Origin of the sequence: Psychrobacter sp. JCM 18903, from assembly GCF_000586475.1 — a bacterium.
In the GTDB taxonomy this organism is placed as follows: domain Bacteria; phylum Pseudomonadota; class Gammaproteobacteria; order Pseudomonadales; family Moraxellaceae; genus Psychrobacter.
In genome coordinates, this window is sequence record NZ_BAWJ01000001.1 from 119,473 (window position 1) to 140,188 (window position 20,716).

General features: G+C 42.5%; 16 protein-coding genes and 4 pseudogenes. 10 read left to right on the forward strand and 10 right to left on the reverse strand.

The annotated features are described in order from the left end of the window. Positions 1-56: 56 nt before the first annotated feature. The 4 genes and pseudogenes from TT12_RS00535 (at position 57) to TT12_RS00550 (ending at position 3,087) form a co-directional block, all read left to right on the forward strand. Positions 57-466: pseudogene (locus tag TT12_RS00535) on the forward strand (DUF2177 family protein). Positions 467-592: 126 nt separating this feature from the next. Then, the gene (locus tag TT12_RS00540) at positions 593-1,138 is read left to right on the forward strand and encodes an acyl-CoA thioesterase (protein ID WP_045451264.1); all 546 of its coding nucleotides are present in this window, start codon (positions 593-595) and stop codon (positions 1,136-1,138) included. 104 nt (positions 1,139-1,242) lie between these two features. Then, a complete protein-coding gene (locus TT12_RS00545) occupies positions 1,243-2,364 on the forward strand; it encodes a cation diffusion facilitator family transporter (protein WP_045451266.1) in 1,122 nt (373 codons plus the stop codon). A 15-nt stretch (positions 2,365-2,379) separates the two neighbouring features. Further along, on the forward strand, positions 2,380-3,087 hold the full coding sequence (locus tag TT12_RS00550; protein ID WP_201604995.1) for a DUF2059 domain-containing protein: 708 nt from the start codon (positions 2,380-2,382) through the stop codon (positions 3,085-3,087). A gap of 180 nt (positions 3,088-3,267) precedes the next feature. Here the strand turns inward: TT12_RS00550 and dps are convergent, their stop codons facing one another. Next, entirely contained in the window at positions 3,268-3,750 is a 483-nt protein-coding gene (gene dps, locus TT12_RS00555; protein ID WP_045451268.1) for a DNA starvation/stationary phase protection protein Dps, read from the reverse strand. A gap of 371 nt (positions 3,751-4,121) precedes the next feature. Here dps and uvrB point away from each other — a divergent pair, with 371 nt between their 5' ends. From uvrB to TT12_RS00580, 4 genes are all read left to right on the forward strand, one after another. Continuing rightward, positions 4,122-6,233 carry an excinuclease ABC subunit UvrB gene (gene uvrB, locus TT12_RS00560; protein WP_025652097.1) on the forward strand — a complete coding sequence of 704 codons (2,112 nt, stop codon included), beginning with the start codon at positions 4,122-4,124 and terminating at the stop codon, positions 6,231-6,233. Between the two features lie 239 nt (positions 6,234-6,472). After that, on the forward strand, positions 6,473-7,531 hold the full coding sequence (locus TT12_RS00565) for a pyridoxal phosphate-dependent aminotransferase (protein ID WP_045451273.1): 1,059 nt from the start codon (positions 6,473-6,475) through the stop codon (positions 7,529-7,531). A 536-nt stretch (positions 7,532-8,067) separates the two neighbouring features. After that, the gene (locus tag TT12_RS00575) at positions 8,068-9,090 is read left to right on the forward strand and encodes a pyridoxal phosphate-dependent aminotransferase (RefSeq protein ID WP_243443190.1); all 1,023 of its coding nucleotides are present in this window, start codon (positions 8,068-8,070) and stop codon (positions 9,088-9,090) included. Between the two features lie 306 nt (positions 9,091-9,396). Next, complete coding sequence (locus TT12_RS00580) at positions 9,397-9,774, forward strand: hypothetical protein (RefSeq protein WP_045451279.1); 378 nt, start codon at positions 9,397-9,399, stop codon at positions 9,772-9,774. 137 nt (positions 9,775-9,911) lie between these two features. Here the strand turns inward: TT12_RS00580 and TT12_RS00585 are convergent, their stop codons facing one another. The 3 genes from TT12_RS00585 to TT12_RS00595 form a co-directional block, all read right to left on the reverse strand. Beyond that, positions 9,912-11,582 carry an alkaline phosphatase D family protein gene (locus TT12_RS00585; RefSeq protein WP_207803936.1) on the reverse strand — a complete coding sequence of 557 codons (1,671 nt, stop codon included), beginning with the start codon at positions 11,580-11,582 and terminating at the stop codon, positions 9,912-9,914. Positions 11,583-11,727: 145 nt separating this feature from the next. Beyond that, a complete protein-coding gene (locus TT12_RS00590) occupies positions 11,728-12,117 on the reverse strand; it encodes a hypothetical protein (protein WP_045451282.1) in 390 nt (129 codons plus the stop codon). Positions 12,118-12,312: 195 nt separating this feature from the next. Then, entirely contained in the window at positions 12,313-12,546 is a 234-nt protein-coding gene (locus TT12_RS00595) for a hypothetical protein (RefSeq protein ID WP_045451284.1), read from the reverse strand. 279 nt (positions 12,547-12,825) lie between these two features. On the opposite strand from TT12_RS00595, the gene TT12_RS15045 reads away from it, so the two are divergent. Then, the gene (locus tag TT12_RS15045; RefSeq protein WP_201502363.1) at positions 12,826-13,065 is read left to right on the forward strand and encodes a hypothetical protein; all 240 of its coding nucleotides are present in this window, start codon (positions 12,826-12,828) and stop codon (positions 13,063-13,065) included. A 280-nt stretch (positions 13,066-13,345) separates the two neighbouring features. Here TT12_RS15045 and TT12_RS00605 read toward each other — a convergent pair. Then, positions 13,346-13,859, reverse strand: a pseudogene (locus tag TT12_RS00605) (hypothetical protein). A 313-nt stretch (positions 13,860-14,172) separates the two neighbouring features. On the opposite strand from TT12_RS00605, the gene recJ reads away from it, so the two are divergent. Then, entirely contained in the window at positions 14,173-16,002 is a 1,830-nt protein-coding gene (gene recJ, locus TT12_RS00610; RefSeq protein WP_045451547.1) for a single-stranded-DNA-specific exonuclease RecJ, read from the forward strand. 73 nt (positions 16,003-16,075) lie between these two features. Here the strand turns inward: recJ and TT12_RS00615 are convergent, their stop codons facing one another. From TT12_RS00615 to dapD, 5 genes and pseudogenes are all read right to left on the reverse strand, one after another. Continuing rightward, positions 16,076-16,741: a trimeric intracellular cation channel family protein gene (locus TT12_RS00615; RefSeq protein WP_045451289.1), complete on the reverse strand. Its 666-nt coding sequence runs from the start codon at positions 16,739-16,741 to the stop codon at positions 16,076-16,078. 114 nt (positions 16,742-16,855) lie between these two features. Then, positions 16,856-17,491 (reverse strand): trimeric intracellular cation channel family protein, encoded by a 636-nt coding sequence (locus TT12_RS00620; RefSeq protein WP_045451292.1) that lies wholly within the window; start codon positions 17,489-17,491, stop codon positions 16,856-16,858. Positions 17,492-17,627: 136 nt separating this feature from the next. Then, positions 17,628-18,782, reverse strand: coding sequence for a multidrug resistance efflux transporter family protein (locus TT12_RS00625; protein WP_045451295.1), 1,155 nt, complete (start codon positions 18,780-18,782; stop codon positions 17,628-17,630). A gap of 61 nt (positions 18,783-18,843) precedes the next feature. Further along, positions 18,844-19,574, reverse strand: a pseudogene (gene queE, locus TT12_RS00630) (7-carboxy-7-deazaguanine synthase QueE). Between the two features lie 241 nt (positions 19,575-19,815). After that, positions 19,816-20,636 (reverse strand): annotated as a pseudogene (dapD, locus tag TT12_RS00640) (2,3,4,5-tetrahydropyridine-2,6-dicarboxylate N-succinyltransferase). Positions 20,637-20,716 lie beyond the last annotated feature (80 nt).

Consider the following 20,716-nt stretch of genomic DNA (forward strand, 5'->3'; position numbering starts at 1 on the left):
CAAGCGATGATGGAAATAAGCTGGGATTAAAAAACGCTAATTAAAAGGATGTGGTTATGGGTTATGTATTTATATATCTGGCTGCTGTGCTTATATTTTTGGGTATTGACGCAGTTTGGCTCAAGACCATGACTGGCTTATTTTATGAAAAGCGTATCGGGCATCTGCTTGCCGATGAGCCAAACATGATTGCTGCTGGCGTGTTCTATATGTTTTATCTACTGGCTCTCTGTGTCTTGATTTTATATCCACAAATCAAAGCAGGCGCTTCGATTGGTCATATATTCTTGCTTGGTGGCCTAATAGGCTGATGGCCTACGGTACTTATGACTTTACCAGTTTAGCGTTGTACAAAGGTTTTACACTGGATACAGCGTTGGTTGATTTTGCTTGGGGCGGTATCTTGACAGGTTCAGTGAGCGCCATTGTTGCTTGGCTTGCTTATCGTTTTCATTGGTTGAGCTAAAGTTAAATAGCTTAAGATTTACATAACCTAGACCATTCAATGACAGAGTGCTGTTTGTGCTCTCTTATGAGCTGCTGTATAAATGATACTTACTATCAACACGCCCTAAATCATTCAAGGATTTTTATGCCGCAATACAATACCAGCTCTACTGCCAAAAAAGCCCCATTAAATCATGAGCTATATATGTCGATACTTATGACGCCTGATATGGCGAATTTTATTGGCAATGTGCATGGTGGTGATTTGCTTAAGATGCTAGATCAAGTCGCTTACGCTTGCGCCAGTCGCTATAGCGGCAATTATGTGGTGACGCTATCTGTCGACCAAGTGATGTTCCGTGAGCCTATATATGTTGGCGAATTGGTTACCTTTGCGGCAAGTGTTAATTATGTGGGGAATACTTCAATGGAGGTCGGTATTCGCGTCGAAGCAGAAGACGTTCGAGCCCGTACTGTACGCCATACCAACAGCTGCTATTTTACGATGGTCGCTATCGATGATAATGGCAAGCCCACACCTGCGCCGCCACTTGATATCAAAAATCCCATGCAGCAATGCCGCGCCGATGCCGCACTAGAGCGTAAAAACCTGCGTCTGGAAAGCTCGCATCGACCCAGTTGTGATATAGGAGATATGATTGGTGAGCTGGCTAATCTTCATGATCGTTAAGACAAATAGACCTTGTATAGTCAGTTAAACGGCTTTCAATATACGGTCTATTAATCTGGTTAAATATATATATCTGCGTTCAAAAAGCCTATATCGAGATTATTATGAGCTTAAAACCATCGGAAGCCGAGTCACACACTCCTGTTTCTCATCAGTCAGCGCCGCATAATAGTCGTGCTCGAGGCACTGGTACGCTCATTAAAGATACCACTTCTGATAGTGATTCTCGTTCTGTATTAGACGGTTCTGCTAAGTCGACCACTAATAAAGACAAGCAACATTCCGCTTCATTGGTAACGGTATTAATTGCCGTTGGAGCCAACATTATCATTGCGATTGCCAAAACGGTAGCAGCATTTATGACGGGTTCTGCTTCTATGATCGCAGAGTCAGCGCATTCGTGGGCAGATGCAGGTAACGGTACCTTATTAATCGTCGCCGAGAAAAAGGCGATCAAACCTGCTGATGAAAGCCATCCCCTCGGCTATGGCAAAGAAGCTTATGTCTGGTCGATGATTGCCGCTTTTGGTGTCTTTATGGCAGGTTCGATTGTCTCCATTTATACTGGTATCACCGAGTGGAATGCTGCGGAAAGCGAGACCAACTATACCATCGGTTTCATTGTATTGGCGATTGCGTTTGTGCTCGAAGGGTTTTCATTAGGGCAAGCTTACTTACAAAGTAAAAAGCATGGTGAAGCGATAAATGTCAGCGCCATTGGCTATGTGGTCGATACGTCAAACCCAACTTTACGTGGCGTATTCTTTGAAGACTTGGCAGCTGTCATTGGCTTGGTTGTCGCTGCTGCTGCCATGGGTATGCATGCTTATACGGGACAGCCGTTTTGGGATGCGCTCGGCTCTATCATTGTCGGAATATTATTGGGTGCGGTAGCCATCTTTTTAATTAGCCGTAACCGTGACTTTTTGGTCGGTTATAAAGTATCAGAGAGGATACATGGCTATGCATTGACCGAGTTACTCAATCATCCAGATATAGATAGTGTGTCGTACTTACATTTGGAGTGGGTGGGACCCAAAAAGATATTTATGGTGGCGGCAGTCGATATCGCTGGTAATCAAAAAGAAAAAGAGATTGCCCAAAAATTCGAAATTATTGAAAGTCAGTTCCGTGCGAATCCTTTATTTCAGGAAGCTATCCTGACATTATCTGTACCCAATGCCGAAACTTTGAGCTTACCCAATAGTTATAACCAAGATGCCTGATAAAGAGAAACTAATATGAAACTAAGTCTTCAGTCTGCTATAGAGAGCCCTGTTGGGCGTTCAATCATGGTTCGCTCATTAAGTATGGCCGTTGTCACTATTAGCGCAGTAGCCAGTCTGACTCAAGCACAGGCTGAGCTGGTAATTCATAATGGGTCTGCTCAACAGCAAAGCGTAAGTATCAATAGAATAAGTGCGAATAGCGCTTCTATTAACAATACCGCTTTTATGAATAATAATATTTCCCCAACAGATACGTCTATCGTTAAGCTGATGGAAGTGATGCACATTGATGAGCAAATAGAATCTATCGTTAACGGGCAACAAGCGGCTATCGATGCTATCAATGTACAAACGCAAAATCGTACTGAGTCAGTAGGTGATGGTAACTTAAATAAACGCCAACAGGCGCTACAAGAGCAGATTCAAAAAGTGCTAGGTCAATATGCCAAGATAATGACCAATACTATCGGCGATACCACTGACAAGCAGACGTTGACGCAAGCATATATTAAGGCGGCAAAAACTTACTATACGCAAGCGGAAGTTGATGCCCAAATTGATTTTTATGATACAGAAATGGGGCAAAGTATTCTTGCTAAGCAACCACAAATTACCGCCGCTTTTTTACAGCAATCCTTGCCTGATGATACTAGTGAAACTGAGGCACAGCTGGATGAGCTTTTACCGCAGATGCAACAAATAATCCAAGGTGTTTTTTAACTGACAGCTAATAACTGACAATTTAGCTACTTTGAAGCCCGTTTCTGAGCGTGAATCTTAAAGTTATTATACATAAATCATTAAACATAAGTTCGTACACACAAAAAAGTCACTATAAAAGTGACCTTTTTTGCTGATATAGACTATCTTATTGATATAACTGGTTTGAGTACAAAGATATTATTTCTTTGGCGCATTGGCACCGATGAACCAAGCATCTTTATCCACAGTACGGCTTATTTCTGTTAATAAGTCAGCGGTATCTTCGTCACCCGCATCACCAGCAGCATCAATCCCTTCACGCAATGATGCCGCAATGGTCTTATAACGATTGGTAAGCTCACGAACATGCTGATCGACTTCAGTGATATCAGTAGGGTAAGTCTCTAGGATAGAGTCCTCAACGACGCGTTTAGAGATACCATTGGCTTTACCGCCAAGGATAACAATACGCTCAGCGACCGTATCATAAGCTTCAGTCAAGCGACCATAAGTATCATCTAATAACTGATGAACACCGATAAAGCCAGTACCTTGCAAATTCCAATGACATTGCTTACTGTCCATACTCAAATCAATGAGATTCGCTAGATTAGCGTTCAATAAGTCGATCATTTTCTTTGCGGTTGCGTCATCTATTCCACTTGCGTAACGTTCTCTCATGTTCTACTCCGTTATGTGTATTATTTTAATGAAAATCTCATTTGTTGTTATTGGTATCTTACTAATGAACTACTTGTTGATTCGTTATAAATAATAGCAGCTTAAATGAAGATTGAAAGCCTCAAGCTTTAGGCTTTATTAGGTGGTCGTGTAATGAGTTTGTTAATCATGAAAAGCTTTGTAAATTTAGTAGTTGCTGTGTGCGTTTTTTATAACGAAGGTACTATTTATTCGTTATAAATAGGGCGTGTGACGTCATATCTAGATGCCAATATTGTAAGAGAAGATGACAAGATAAAACCCTTAATTACCTTTAAAAACCCTAGCTTAGACCCCACATTGTTATAAACCTTCAGAAGAAGAAAGCCATTATGCGAATGCCTGAACCGCGCTCGTCGCGTCAGTTAAACCAATTGGCCACTCAGCTACAGGGCGAAGCTGAAATTAGTGGTGTCAATGCGTCTGGGACGCAAATATCAAGTCGTGCTTTTGAGATGGTTACCGAATTTGAGCCAGCAGGCGATCAACCGCAAGCGATTGAAAAGCTCGTCAACGGTATTAATTCTGGCATGGATGAGCAGTTACTACTGGGTGTAACGGGTTCGGGTAAGACCTATACCATGGCAAAGGTCATCTCTGAGACGCAGCGTCCAACCATTATCATGGCACATAACAAAACGCTTGCCGCGCAGTTATATGGTGAGTTTAAGTCATTTTTTCCAAACAATGCCGTTGAGTATTTCGTCAGTTATTATGACTATTATCAGCCGGAAGCCTATGTCGCGGCAAGTGACACCTTTATCGAAAAAGACAGCGCTATTAATGATCATATCGATCAGATGCGTCTGTCAGCGACGCGAGCACTCCTAGAGCGCCGTGATGCAATTATCGTCGCCTCGGTCTCGTGCATTTATGGTTTGGGTGATCCAGAAAGTTATTTAAAAATGCTGCTGCACGTCGTCGTTGGGGACAAAATTGATCGCACTGCTACCATTAAACGTCTTGTTGAAATGCAATATACGCGCAATGAGCTAGACTTTGGACGCGGTACGTATCGGCTGCGTGGCGAGCTGCTAGATATTTATCCTGCGGAGTCTGAGCAGCTGGCGGTACGTGTGCATTTATTTGATAATGAAGTGGAGAAAATTACTTGGTTTGATCCATTGACAGGTAAGACGGTACGTAGCGTGCCGCGTATTACTATTTATCCAAAGTCGCACTATGTGACGCCGCGTAATAAACTGGAAGCTGCCAGTCATACGATTCGGGCTGAGCTTGAGCCGCGTTTGGAGTATTTCCGTGAAAACAATAAACTGATTGAAGCACAGCGTCTTAAAGAGCGTACCCAGTATGATCTTGAGATGATTCAGCAGCTCGGCTACTGCAACGGTATTGAAAACTATTCGCAGCATCTCTCTGGTCGTCCATCAGGGGAAGCGCCGCCGACCTTATTTGACTATATTCCAGAAGACGCACTGCTGTTCCTTGATGAGTCACATGTCACTGTTTCGCAAATCGGTGCAATGTATAAAGGCGATAGATCACGTAAAGAGAACTTGGTCAATTATGGCTTTCGTTTGCCAAGTGCGATGAACAACCGTCCGATGAAGTTTGAAGAGTGGGAGCGTATCAAGCCAAAAACGATTTATGTCAGTGCCACGCCTGCATTGTATGAGCTTGAACACAGCGAGCAAGTGGTCGAGCAAGTCGTGCGTCCAACGGGTTTGATTGATCCTGAGATTGAGATTCGTCCTGTATTGACGCAGGTCGATGATGTGTTATCAGAGATTACTAAGCGCCGAGAAAAAGATGAGCGCGTGCTGATTACCACGTTGACCAAGCGCATGTCAGAGGATTTGACCAGTTATCTAAAAGAATACGATGTCAAAGTTGCCTATCTGCACTCGGACATCGATACCGTTGAGCGTATGCAGATCATTCATGAGTTACGTACAGGCGTGCATGATGTGTTGGTCGGTATTAACCTATTGCGTGAAGGGTTAGATATGCCAGAAGTGTCATTGGTCGCGATATTTGATGCCGATAAAGAAGGCTTTTTGCGTTCTGAGCGTGCACTTATTCAGACCATCGGTCGTGCTGCGCGCCATATCAATGGTAAGGCTATCCTTTATGCTGATCGTATTACCAACAGTATGCAAAAGGCGATAGACGAGACCGACCGTCGCCGTGAAAAACAAGTGGCATTTAACCTTGAACACAACATCACACCAAAAGGGGCGCGTCGCAGTATTACTGATAAAATCGATACGGGTGACGATCAGAATGCCAATGACAATCAAGTGATTCCTATCAAGAGCAATCTACCTGATGTCGATATTAGTATCTTACGCAGTCCTGATTTGCTGGCGAAAGAAATCAATCGTCTTGAAAAGCTCATGAAGCAGATGTCGCGTGATTTGAAGTTTGAAGATGCTGCAAAAACGCGTGATAAAGTGCTAGAGTTAAAGGCGCATTTGATTTAGATGGTTATTTGAACTGCCGTTAATATCAGTTTGTATCTAACAAAAAGGTGAGTTGCTAATGGCGCAGCTCACCTTTTTTATGGTCTTCTTATGACTAAAATAGCCTCGCTTTTGTTCAAGATTATTAATAACTAATAATTGGTTATATCAAAACTTGTGTTTATACTAAATGCCCCTTAATATGATATCAATGAGCAATATGAACTTATAACAACGGACGTTGAGGCACATAATCCATCATGCAAAATAATAAATTCTTAGAATTAAATGCGAATGAAAACTCACTAGGTATGGCAGATTCTGCTAAACAAGCTATTATAGAATCTTTAGGTGAGGGCTTTCGTTATCCAGATAATCCACGCGCGGCGCTCATTAGCAAAATTGCCACCATCCACGGGGTGGCAGAAAACCAAATCTCCTTAGGCAATGGCTCGACTGAAAATATTCGAGCTACCTTACAAATGTTGCAAAACAAAGCATTAAAAGAGGGCAAGCAGTTTCAAATGGTGATTCCTGTGCCAACGTTTGATTGTGCAGAGATGTATGCAAATTCTATTGGCGTGCCTGTGGTCAAGATACCACTAACCGCTGAAAACTATGATTATGATTATGATTTTGATGAGCTACAAAAAGCCGCTGACGATTTTGATGGCATCAGCCTACTTTATATTTGCAATCCAAATAATCCAACGGGCATCATTACATCAACGTCAAAGCTCAAGACTTGGGTAAGTAATGCACCAGATAACCATTACTTCTTGCTAGATCAAGCTTACTTGGAGTACGTATCAGATCCAAGCTTTGAAAGTGGGATTGAGTGGGTGAAACAAGGGTTATCAGACAACCTTATTGTTATTCATACTTTCTCAAAGTTATGTGCCTTAGCAGGTATGCGAGTAGGCTACGCGGTTTCTAATCCGCAAGCTATTGAGAGTGTCGAAGCGTTTATGTCTATGGACAACACCAACTTGTCAGGTGCGGTTGCTGCTATTGCGACGTTAAATGATGCCAAGTTTTTAGCGCTCAGCTTGCGCAATACCAATCAGTCGCGCCAAATGATTGAGACAGTATTAGACGATCTTGGATTGCGTTATTTACCTTCACAGACCAATTTTATTTTTCATGAGATAAAAGGTGATTTAAAAACTTATATCGATAGAATGCGTGACCATGGCATCAAGGTTGGTCGCGAGTTTCCACCTATTACAGGTTTCAACCGTCTAACACTTGGCACACCTGACGAGATGGCAGCATTTATTAAAGTATTAAAGCTGTTCCGTGAAAAAGGCTGGGTCTAAGTAGTGCATTAAAAAATTGCTAATTTGAAATATCGATAAACTAACAAGACTAGGGCGTGTCCTCAATTCAATCGATTACTTGCTAAATGGGCTAAAAATGGCTAAAAATGGCTAAATTTTGCAAAAATCGTCAAATAGTTTCTTAATATCTCGATATTATTTGCGCTACTTTCCTTGTTTAACGGCAATTTATCTCATGTTTATCACCATTTTTAAAATGAGGACACGCCCTAGTATTAGCAAAGTGATTTGCCTATAGGGTGGCTCTTTTTTATTTAACGGCTACTATCAATAAATGAGCATCTTACTCATAACAGCTGCTAACGAGTTTCATCGCTCAGAGCGCTTGTAATCAGGGTAAATGCCACTTACCATAACCATTATTATCCGAATGCATCTCACCATCCATATATAAACCCTACTAAATAATCAGAGTAGCAAAAAAGACGAGCGCAAGTGCTACGTCCGCTGGCTGAGCGAGTTTGACATTGTTCATCGCATATTTGGTATGGGTATCAATTAGGCGTATTACTATTGTGTTTACCAATCCATTAATAGAATTAAACTCTAACGAAAACTCACTGGGTATGGCAAAATCTGCCAAAAAAGCGGTTATCGATGCTTTAGATATCGGCTTTCGTTATCCAGATGACCAGCGTGCAGCCTTAATCACTAAAGTTGCGAAAATTAATGACGTGACTGAAAGTCAAATATCTCTAGGTAGCGGCTCCAGTGAGAATATCCGCACGGTCGTACAAATGCTGCAAAACAAAGCGTTAATAGAAGGCAGAAACTTCCAAGTAATTGTGCCGCACCCAACCTTTGCTTATGCGGAACTATATGCAACCTCTATCAATGTGCCCGTGGTAAAAGTAGCACTGATACCTGAAAGCTATTCTTTTGATTTACAAAATATGCAAAAAGTGGCTGATGATTTTGATGGTATAAGCTTGTTTTATCTCTGCAATCCCAACAATCCTACAGCGACGATTACTGACACAGATGAGTTAAAAGCGTGGATAGGAACGGCACCAGACCATCATTATTTCTTGCTAGATGAAGCCTACTCAGAATATGTCACTGACCCAAGTTTTGAGAGTGGGATCACGTGGATAAGAGAGCAGCGCTCAGACAATATTATCGTGGTTCGGACTTTCTCTAAACTGTGTGCGCTAGCAGGTATGCGTGTCGGCTATGCAGTTGCCAGTCCGCAAATGATCACTGAGCTAGAGGCGTTTATTTCAGTGGATAACACCAATCTGTCTGGTGCTGTCGCCGCGATAGCAACTTTGGATGATGAGGCGTTTTTGGCATTGAGTTTGCATACTGCCAATCAATCGCGTCAGCTGGTTGAGCAGACGTTGGATGAGCTTGGACTACGCTACTTACCATCACAAGCCAGCTTTATATTTCACGAAATCAAAGGCGATGTACAAACCTATATCGATAGGATGTGCGACCATGGCATCGCTGTTGGTCGCGAGTTTGCGCCTATCACTGGCTTTAATCGCTTGACGCTTGGCAGACTGATGAGATGGCAGTGTTTGTTGAGGTGTTGAAATCGTTTCGTGAGAAAGGCTGGGTGTGATTAAGCCAGATAGAGTAGTTTCATCATTAGAAAAGGGGAGTTGCCTAGTTTGCCACTTCCTTTGTTTATTGCAATAGGATAAAGGAGCTACAGCTAACATTCTATTTTTACCAACATCAAACGCAGTTTTACATATCCTGTCTTAAAAAATATCACGTCATCTTATAGTATTGATTCATAAAGCACGAATGAACAAGCAGCAGATTACATGCTGGACAGTGGCTGTAAAATCAGGTGTGCTAACGTATATTATAATTTTAAGGTCAGGGATATATCCATGTTTGATATCAAATCATTTTTTAAGAGAGAAGTAGAAAAAAAACTCATCAATGTAGATGATTATATTTTTATGCCTGAGCGAGTAGAGATGGAGCTGGAGGGCGGAATACTAAATTGTGTACTCAACAGTGATGGTCGAGTCGATATCTTTTATAGTAAGCAAGGCGTGACAGAGGTCGGCTCGGCATCACGTAAGCATCCCTTTACGGCATTCGAAACTGAACTATATCATGGCGTTTATGATGACGTTATTAATGATTTGATCAAAGAAGTAGACAAGATTATTGATGGCTCTTCTAAGTATTTTAGCCGCAGTAAAATACTGCCTTTTACAGCAGCTTTGTCACAGAATCCAGTTGACAAAAACAAGTTATAAGCCAAGTTAATAAGATAAGTGATGGTACAAAGACTTAGCAATAAAAAGGGTGGGTTATTTATAACGCACCCTTTTTAATTTTTATTCTCAATGAACATTACTTTGATGCTTTAAGTATCTAGTGCAGTTAACGATACTTATATTTTCACCCCGACAGCTTTATTTGCAGCAGCTAATACAGCGACGTTAGTGATAGGGCGAGATTGTTCACCCTCTATTAAATGATTCGCCTGTGCTTGAGTGAGCAAGCTTTTGGCAAATCTAGTACTGTCATCTCGTGTTTTTAAGGTATTAGTATAATACCATTCACACTGAAACGCCTGCTCGGTGATATCTAACAGCATATAGCCGTGATCAGTTTGGTTGTTGAACTTCTGATGTGGATTGGCTTCTGGCCCAGCACCTTTTTCAGGAAACGCGAGCGAGGTTAGAGCAGGGCAGACGAATTCGACAGCCAGTGATCCTGAACCTGTGCTTGGATTATAGCTGTCCCCATCAAACGGATTTTTGCAGACATCAAATGCAAATGAAGCGTGATAGTCGCCAGTTAGAACGACTGTATTATCGATATTATTATTTTCAATGAAATTGAGCAGGCGATCGCGAGCACTGGCGTAGCCATTCCATATGTCTCCCGAGTTGGTGGCAGATGCACCTCTGAATGGAGCTAAAATGACTTGCTGCCCCAGTATCTGCCATTTGGCATCGCGGCGTTTGCCTGCCAGCATGTTTAGATGAAGCCAGTTCTCTTGTTCGACTCCCAATAGTTGGCGTTCAGGCTCATTACTGGCAGTAGCATCAAGCTTTTCACGGCCAAATATACGTGTGTCCAGCATATTCAAATCAAACAATTTACCAAACTCGAAGCGTCGATAAATCCGCAGCTGGCTGTCTAGCTCGTTGCTGCTATCATCACGGATAGGCATCCACTCATGATAAGCTCGAACCGCTGACATCTTGCGCTCTATATAGCTGCCTTTGCTTTCAGTATGGAACCCAGCACCCCCTTTCCATGAGTTATCTGCAATTTCATGATCATCCCAAACGGCGATAAAAGGGTGCTGGCGATGGCATTCTTGTAAATCAATATCAGTACGATAACAGGCATAGCGACGACGATAATCTTCTAAACTAATAATCTCATTTTTGGGGTCTATCGGACGTTCTTCTATTAAGGATTGATCACGATAAAACCCTTCTTGATATTCGTAGATATAGTCACCTAAATGCAGTACGGCTGATATATCGGCTTGCTTAGCGATATGTGCATAACCATTGAAGTAGCCAAATCCATAGTTCGAGCAAGAAACCACGGCCAAGCGCACACGGTCTACTTGATTGGCTGGTAAGTTTGGTTGCGGGATAGTACGAGTGCGACCAGTGGGCGAGATATAACCCAATGCTTGAAAGGTATAGTAATAGGTCGTATTAGGCTGTAGAGACTTGGGATCGACTTTGATAGTAAAGTCAGATTCAGAGGTGGCTAACGCTCTTCCTTGAGCAACGATTTTTTTCATCTCTGGGTCTGTTGCGATAGTATAGCCAACAGGGATGCTCGTGGCACTGATACTGCCGTCATTGGTAATTCGTGTCCACAGTATTACTCTATCCTGTAGAGGGTCACCACTGGCAATACCATGCTTAAAAGGTGAGGCGCCTTGATAACCCAAGTCATCTAAGACGTCCAATTTATCACTCTGGATATTTTCATCGTCGTCTGATGAACAGGCGCTCAGCTGGTCAGTAGAGTGCCAGCCACAGTGACTTGACCACCTAATTTTATAAACGCACGTCTTTTCATTTGTCATCCTTGATATCAAGTGAATTCCATTTCATTTACACCTAATTTATACGAATAGGCTGGGTTAAGCAATCGCTAACCCGCCTGTGTCAATATTAATATCAACGTCAAAAATACATTGTCAAAACTGTGCTTCGCTACTTATTACAAGTTTATTTCATAAAACTGGTATAGCAGCTTTGTAGAGATTTTGCGACGACTTTCGTGACCAGCTGTGTGCGATATTGCGAATCGATAGCAGCATTGCCCAATTCAACGAGTGTCACTTGTTGCGGCGCTTGCTCACTGACGCAGCCACAAACATTACTTTTTACAGCTTCTTGTTGTGTGTCGGTCATAGCCACGCTAGCCACACGCCAAGCAGTTTGCTTTTCAATCTGACTGCGGCATTGGTTATCAATCGCTGATTTAAAGACATTCATACCAATCTCATTTGCAGTACCGATAGCAGTACCTGCATTATTATTCATGCCACCAGTCGTTGTGCATCCAGATAGAGCGAGGGTAGCGAGCATAGCCGTTGATATTAAGATTTTTTTCATGGGTCTGATCCTTTAAGATTTTTATTGGTTTTAAGGTTTATGCTTAATAGAAACTGGCATTTGGTAGGAGTTGATGTTTGCTAGTTGACATGTGTTTTTTCCAAGCAGGTCGTATATTATCAGCAAAACTTATCAATAACACCACCAACTATTATTAGTATTGAATAAAGCTTTTTTTATCAAAGCTTGACGTTATCAATCCAGCCACGCATAAGGGTGATAATATGCATAGGCTTTATAACCAATATAGCCGATAATCATCAATAAACCACCGACGATAAATAACCAAGTGGTGAGGTGTTCCCACGAACAATCATCAAAAAGGTCATTGAACGCCGCAGAAATACTGGCGATGAAAAGAATGAGGCAACCCAATAGCAATATCAGTGTTGAGGTGAGCTCATAACCATCTATTCTAAAGTTCGGCATACCATAATCCAAGAATAAAATTCATCTTACTTTAACGATTTTAATCAATAAGGGAGGTGAATTGTTCATGAAGTATTGCTATATTTGGTGGTGGTTTTTGCCATTTTCCACTGTTAATGCTATGCATCGAGATATCATGAAACATACATGGACAGGAATATTTATTTCATCAAAATGGGTTTCCTAAATTCAATTAGAGATTCAATGAATAAAAAGCTATCAATACCCTGTCTTTTAATTGCTTTGACACTCAGCCTGTTTTTTATCAGGAGTGTATATGTGATGTCTGATTATCACGTACAGCAGTGTCATTGGAAAGGCTCTACATCAAAAGTTATGGGAGATGGATTTAGTTTTGATAACGATGTTCGGCTCGAAGATGGCGTAATTCTCATAAACAACAAACCAGCGGCAAAAATAATGGTTAGAAAGTATCGTCCTTATGCAGATAACATCATTATAATTAGTGACATAGAGTATTCTGAGTTAGAGATGTATTATGAAAAAGGCTGTTATTAAATTGAAAAATTAAACCATATATGCGTAGCTCAGCACAAAAAAACCAGCTAAGGCAATAGCTCTTAGCTGGTTTTATTTTATAAAGTTAGGGCGTGTCTTCAATTCAATCGATAAATCTCTAAATGGGCTAAAAATGGCTAAATTTTGTCAAACGTCGTTAAATAGCTAGGTAATATCCCGATATTATCTGCACTACTTTCCTTGTTTGACTGCAATTTATCTCATTCTTATCTCCATTTTTCAATTGAAGACACGCCCTAGTGTCGGTTTTTTAACTGTTTTAGACATTTTTACCGTGTTGCTTTTGCTGAATGTCTTTTGCGAGTTTGTAGCACTCATTGATGTGGTCATTGGCGATTTTTTTGAAAATCATATAGCCATTGTAGCAGCAACCATTTGACCCCCTAATGGGATAAATTTCGTTACTTGTTTGGCAGCGATACGACCACCGAAGCCTTGTACGGTCTTTTTAACAATACCACGAGTCGCCATCAACCTGCAAAATCGACAGTACGATCTTTTAATGCGCCCCAATGAATGGCTCGTGATTCTAAATCAACTGCCGCCTTACGGTCTTCAAGTAAGCCAAATCGTTCGCTAATGTCAGGTAATAGTTGAGTAAGCATACCAGCGTCTACTGCGACATCAAAAAATGGTACAGGAACGATGGCAACACCAGCAGAATATTTGGCGCGTTTTTTAACCAGCTTTTGACATTCTTTTTTTACTTGTTCAAGATCCAAGCTAGGGTCAATGGTATTTGGTAACTTTTCAGCCAGTGGTGTGGTTTTCATAAAGCATCCTTATAAATGGTTAAAATAAAAAATCAAATCTCAATAGATAGCAAGTATCTCAGTTGCTTACCATTTTATGGATTTCTGAGCGGCATACAATCATTGCTTTGTAGCAAAATGCAGAAAAATGCAGTCGCTATGCACCGTTTTTGTAAATGAAATATTATTCATACTATATGCACAGAGTATGAATTATTTGCTCTATGCTAGTATGAAAATATGGCTTATCACAATGTGCTGCAACAAAAAACGATAAACCAAGCCGCCAAAAATTGTCATTGTGACCCTCTGCCAAAGCCAGTAGAATATGCACATGCTAAATTTAACCCCCCGTTATACCAGCACTCGCATCGACGAGTTGCCCGCCGCGCTGCAACCACTTGCCGCCCAATCATTGACGCTTGCCCGCCTGTATGCAGGTCGCGGCATTACTCAGCCTGATGAGCTAGAGACGCAACTCTCAGCGCTATTGCCAGCCGAAATGCTACATGGTGTCACCGAAGCAGTGCGTCTATTAGACGTTGCCATCGATGACGGTCAGCGTATCCTTATCGTGGGTGATTTTGACTGTGATGGTGCGACCAGTACCGCATTAATGATGCGCGCGCTCACAAAAATGGGCGCAGTCGTTGACTTTTTAGTGCCCGACCGTTTTAAGTACGGCTATGGTTTGACACCAGAAATTGTTGAATTGGGTATTGAGAAGTATCATCCTGAGGTGATAGTGACCGTCGATAACGGTATCTCAAGCCATGAAGGCGTGGAACGTGCGCAAGCCGATGGCATCACCGTGATTATTACTGATCATCATTTGACGACTAAAGAAACACCGCCTGCGGAGGCTGTGGTTAATCCCAATCAGCTCGATTGTCACTTTAGCAGTAAAGCGCTCGTAGGGGTGGGCGTGGCATTTTATGTGCTTGGACGCTTAGCCAAGCTGCGCCGCGAAGCCGGTAAATCTACCGTGCAAGTGAGTCAATATTTGGATTTGGTGGCATTAGGGACGATTGCCGACGTTGGGGTGCTTGATAAAAACAATCGCATTTTAGTGCATCATGGACTGGCGGCTATCCGCCAAGGGCGCTGCTCGCTCGGTATCTTGGCACTCCTTGAACAAGCAGGGCGAGATCCTAAGCAGTTGCAGGCGCAGGATTTTGGGTTTGTCTTAGGACCTCGTATCAATGCCGCTGGTCGTATGGACAATATGCGCATCGGTATTGAGTGTTTGTTGACCGAGGACTGGGGTACGGCGCAGCGCTTGGCGCAAGAGCTTGAGCAGTTAAACCGGACGCGTCGACAGGTAGAAGGTGAGATGCGCGCGCAAGCGGATAACATCGTACAGACATTAGCCGCTGCGGATACAGACATGGACGATGAGGCTACGGCGGATAACCATGAAAGCGGCGATATTATTGTTCAAAATAGATCTGAGAAAAAGACGAATAATAATCATAAACGCAGTATCGTTTTATACCAAGATGATTGGCATCAAGGCGTCATCGGCATCGTCGCTGGACGGTTAAAAGAAATTCATTATTTGCCAAGTATCGTTTTTGCACCCGCGAATACAGAGCGTACCGGTGACGATGACCCTATCAAAGGCTCGGCGCGTTCTATCGCTGGCGTGCACATTCGTGATGCGATTGAGCAGGTTGCCGAGCGCCATCCTGATTTAATCAGTCATTTTGGTGGTCATGCGATGGCAGCAGGCTTAACGATCAAACGCCGTAACTTTGATGGGTTTGTTATGGCTTTTAATGACGTCATGGCACAGATGGATAATGAGGTGTTTGCTGAGCAAAAATTCACTGATGGCGCGTTGCAGGCGCGTGACTTTAGCTTGTGGTTTGCTGAACACTTAGCTGATGCCAATATTTGGGGTCATGGCTTTGCATCACCAATATTTGACGGGGTCTTTGAAGTGTTAAGCTTTAAGATATTAAAAGATAAGCACCTTAAGCTTTCGCTGCGTTACCCTGATGTACAATATCCGATTGAAGCAATTTATTTTAACTTTGATAGCGAGATATGGGATTATCGTGCGGAAAAAGTGCATGTATTATTTCAGCTAGACATCAACGAGTGGAACGGCAAACAAAGTCTACAGTTGATGGTAAAGGATTTAGCAGTCGTACAGGAATGATGGCATTATCTTATTATAAGATACTTAATAAGTAGCAAATATAGCGTCGACTTTGTTTAAGGTTGACGCTTTTTTAGTATTTCCATTCGATAGTTGGAAACTGCCAGTCATAACGAATGGCGAGCATGCGTAAGGTAAAAATCGTACCCATAGTAGCGATGTCAGCAATCCAAGCTGTCACACCCAGATTGTGTAGTGCGAAATAGAGGATGCCGCCAGCTAAGGCTGCCGAAATATAAATCTCTTGCTGCAACACCAGCGGAATCTCATTGCAGATCATATCGCGGATGATACCGCCGACAATAATGGTGATCACCCCAAGTAATAACGCCACGGGCACATTTGCACCCATACTATCGGCAACCTTGATACCGATTAAGGTAAAAACTGACAGTCCAATAGTATCTGAGAGTTTGAGGAACTTATTAACGCGTTTAGAGTTGGGGTGAAAGAATATCTGCATCACTAATGAAGAGAGGGTGATAACAGTCAGGTAGCTCATATCCACCATCCAAAATAGTGGATGGCGATCTAAAATGACATCACGCACAGTGCCGCCACCGATAGCGGTGACAATAGACACCAGTAAACAACCAAAAACATCGAAATTTTTGTGTTTTGCCAGTATCGTGCCTGAAATACTACAAGCGATAATACCAATCATATCAAAAAGATAAATGAGAGAGCGTGGGTCAAACGTAGTGATTAGTGCTGAGGGGTTCAATGCGATAGCCAGCATGAGCAAGTCTCACTAAGTTTGTATGATGATTGTCTGATTATTTTTAGCCCATTTAAAAAGTAAACGATGGAATTGAGGATACGCCCTAGTGTTTAAATCATATATATATCGGTCTTATTTCACCAAACGTATAGAAGGCAGGTGCCAATCAAAACGCAATGCTAGCATCCGTACAGCAAAGATAACGCCCAGCATAATAAATTCATTCAATCCAGCATCTACACCCAAACGGTCAAGCAGCAGATAAGTGATCGAACCTACAATACTAGCAGAGATATAAATCTCGCGTTGAAGTAACAGTGGTATCTCATTACAGATGATATCGCGTAGCAGACCACCAATAATAGCCGTCCAAACCCCCATCATAATAGCGATAATAGCTGACATATCTTGTGTCAATGCTATCTTAAAACCAATCACGCTAAAAGCCGCCAACCCAATGGCATCGAACAGCTTCAATGCCTTATCAATCTTATGATACAGATGAAAGAATATTTGTAAAATAAGCGATGTCACTGTGATGACGATCACATAATTGAGGTCAGTCATCCAAAAGAGCGGATGACGGTCTAGCGCCATATCACGTAGTGTACCGCCGCCGATAGCATTGACCATCGCAACCAAGATACAGCCAGCAATATCAAAGCCTTTGTGCTGTGCCAGCAGTGTACCTGCGATCGCACAAGCAATCACACCAACCATATCTAATAAATATAATAAAATATCAGGAAAAATTAAATCATTAACCATGATTATATTACCAATATAATGGCCATCAAAATAGATTGGCTGGGCTGGGCTGGGCTGGGCTGGGCTGGAATAGATTAGTTTTGAAGTTGTTTATATCAATAATTTAAATAGAGTTAACCTAATTTTAGGTAGTAGTTTAGCCATCTTTTGCAAATAGAATAAGCCCAACGATAATCAGAGCAATACCTATTAAACCCATCGCTGATGGCAAAGTATTATTGAGCAATAGCATACCGCCAATTAAGGCAAATATCACTTCACTTGCCTGAGTGGCATCAACCCCAGCCACTTCGCTTGAAGTTTCCGCTTTTTCACGGGCATATAAAAAGATACTGGTTGCCGCCACGCCTGCCAATAGAGCCACAAGTAAGGTATTGAATACCTGCTTAGTATCAGGCAAATCCGGATGAACGACAAGACCCAAAACCAACCAAAATGGCAGACTGCCCAAGGTCATTAACCATACTTTGTTAAAGGCATTTTGTAGGAGGGTGGTTTTGATAGCAGGTATACGTGCGATTAAAGTTTGCAGCAAAGAGCTCGGCAAGGTTTGAGTGGGGTGGTTAAGGTTTAAGGAATCGACCGCGTCCGCCGTATAACTCATATCGGCTGACAAAGCAGGTGCTTCTGTAATAAATGAGGTGGTTTTTTTACTAATCTCGTTGGCTTGGATATCACTTTTTTGAGTGCTAGTAGGCTCGGCACTACGCTTGCGAGCGTTGTAAGATACCTGCCAAACCAACTGGTTACCAATGGGATAGCTAAAGGCGGCTATTAGAGCAGGCACGGCACCATAAAGCAGCATATCTTTCATAGGCACTGCATTAGCATCTAGCAAAGAAGCGGCATGCAGTCCTTCACTGATATTGACCAGTACCACGCCAGCAAATACTAATAACGCATATGCAATGAATTTTTTATCAAAACGTTGTCCGAATGCTAGCAAAACGAGTAGGCTTGCGACCACTGTAAACATAAAAGTCGCGGCGACTACCCAGCCTGCGACATGATCAGCCGCGTAACAGATTCCTGTATAAAAAATTCCAAAACCAATACTGCCCGTAATACACCAAAAGCCCCAATGTTGACGGAATATAGTCATCAGCTCTGTAATACGCCCAAAACCATGCTGCATAATTATAATAGCCGTGAGTATTAGCCACATAAATGCATAGCGAAGGCTAGCTGACCAAAACCAATGCCCACCAGCCGCACTCATAACTTCGTTTAACACAAACGTCGAGCTAAAAAATGCCCCCGATAATAAGCCCAATAAAATGAGTTTGACCATAGCTATATTCCTATCCTTGGGTCGCTATTTATGTTGAATATCCATTTAGATAATTAGACTATTATTTACCTTTAGCATCTGCCAGATGATTTTATGCAGTTGCAATTGGAAGCGTACGGGCAGCGCGTCAGCCAACATCCATTCTGCAAGTTCGCGCGCCAACACAGGTACATCGGGGCTGACTTCTTCGTCGATATCCTCTGCGACATTAAACATCGGAGAAAACCAAACCGTATCGACCAATTCATTTAATTTATGCTCAGACAGCTTGGTTTTCGCCCAGTCGTAATCTTCACGATTCATAATGACAAATTTAATTTGGTCATGCTGAGTGAGGTAGTCGAGATTTGACCATAGATTCTTATCGACTTCACCTGAGCTTGGCGTTTTGAGATCCATGACTTTACTGACGGCTTTTGGCACGTTTGCTACCGTGAGCGCGCCTGCGGTTTCAAGCGAGATTTCATAACCGTCGCTCAGTAAGCGCTTCATTAGTTCAATGGCGTTCGGCTGAGCTAAAGGCTCGCCGCCAGTCAGACAAATACGCTTGCAAGGATAGCTTTTGATGGTCTCTATAATGGTTTCTAGCGACTGCCGCTCGCCGCCAGTAAAGGCGTATTCAGTATCGCAATAGACACAGCGAAGTGGACAGCCAGTCAAGCGTACAAATATCGTTGGCAAGCCTGAGGTCAGCGCTTCACCTTGCAAAGAATAAAAGATTTCTGTCAAACGTAGACCGGCTTCAGGGTCAGTGACAGGAATGGCGGCGGTGCGTAATAGTGATTCACTCATAATATGTCAAATACAGTTAAAGATTGCTAATGGGATGAGGCATTTATCAATCGTAATAAAAAGGCAGGTTCTGGTATGGGCGTTTTGCGTTTGGATAAAGCCAAACCAAAAAAAGGGATTATAACGCACCACCCTCTATTAAGCTGCAAAAAAGACGCTGAAGTTTTCTTCAGCGTCTTTAATAAGGAGGATCTGTCGCTGTCCGTACGGTTTGGGTACGAGACTTTAAGTATTAAAAATACTAAGCTAAACGTAATAACTCATTGACTGATGTTTTAGCGCGGGTTTGTGCATCGACTTTTTTGACGATGATAGCAGCATATAAGCTATGCGTACCATCTTCTGATGGCAAGCTACCCGGTACGACAACAGAGCCTGCTGGTACACGGCCACGATGAATCTCACCCGTTTCGCGATCATAAATGCGCGTTGATTGACCAATAAATACCCCCATCGAGATAACAGCGCCTTCTTCGACGATTACGCCTTCAACGATTTCAGAACGCGCACCGATGAAGCAATTGTCTTCGATGATAGTTGGATTCGCTTGTAATGGCTCTAATACGCCGCCGATACCAACGCCACCTGATAAATGCACATTTTTACCAATTTGGGCACATGAACCCACGGTCGCCCACGTATCTACATCGCGCCTTGATCGACATACGCGCCGATGTTGACATACGACGGCATCAATACCGCACCTGCTGCGATGAACGAGCCTTTACGAGCAACAGCGGGTGGTACAACACGTACACCTGATTCTTTAAACTGTGCTTCGGTCCAGTTGGCAAACTTAGTCGGCACTTTGTCATAGAACTGGACATGTTCGCCCGCTGCCTGAACATAGTTGTCGTTTAAGCGAAAAGAGAGCAAAACGGCTTTTTTTGCCCACTGGTTCACGACCCATTCGCCATCCTTTTTTTCTGCAACGCGCAATGTGCCGTTATCTAATTGCTCAAGTACTTGATTAATAGCATCACGCACGTCCTGTGGCATCGTGCTTGGGCTGTATTCGTTGCGTTTTTCAAAGGCTTGTTCGATGGTTTGTTGTAATGACATAAAGGTTCCTAAAGTTAGTGGAAGGTAAAGCATATATTATCGTTAAATAACTCGCATGACTTGGCGTAAAAACTTGCTTG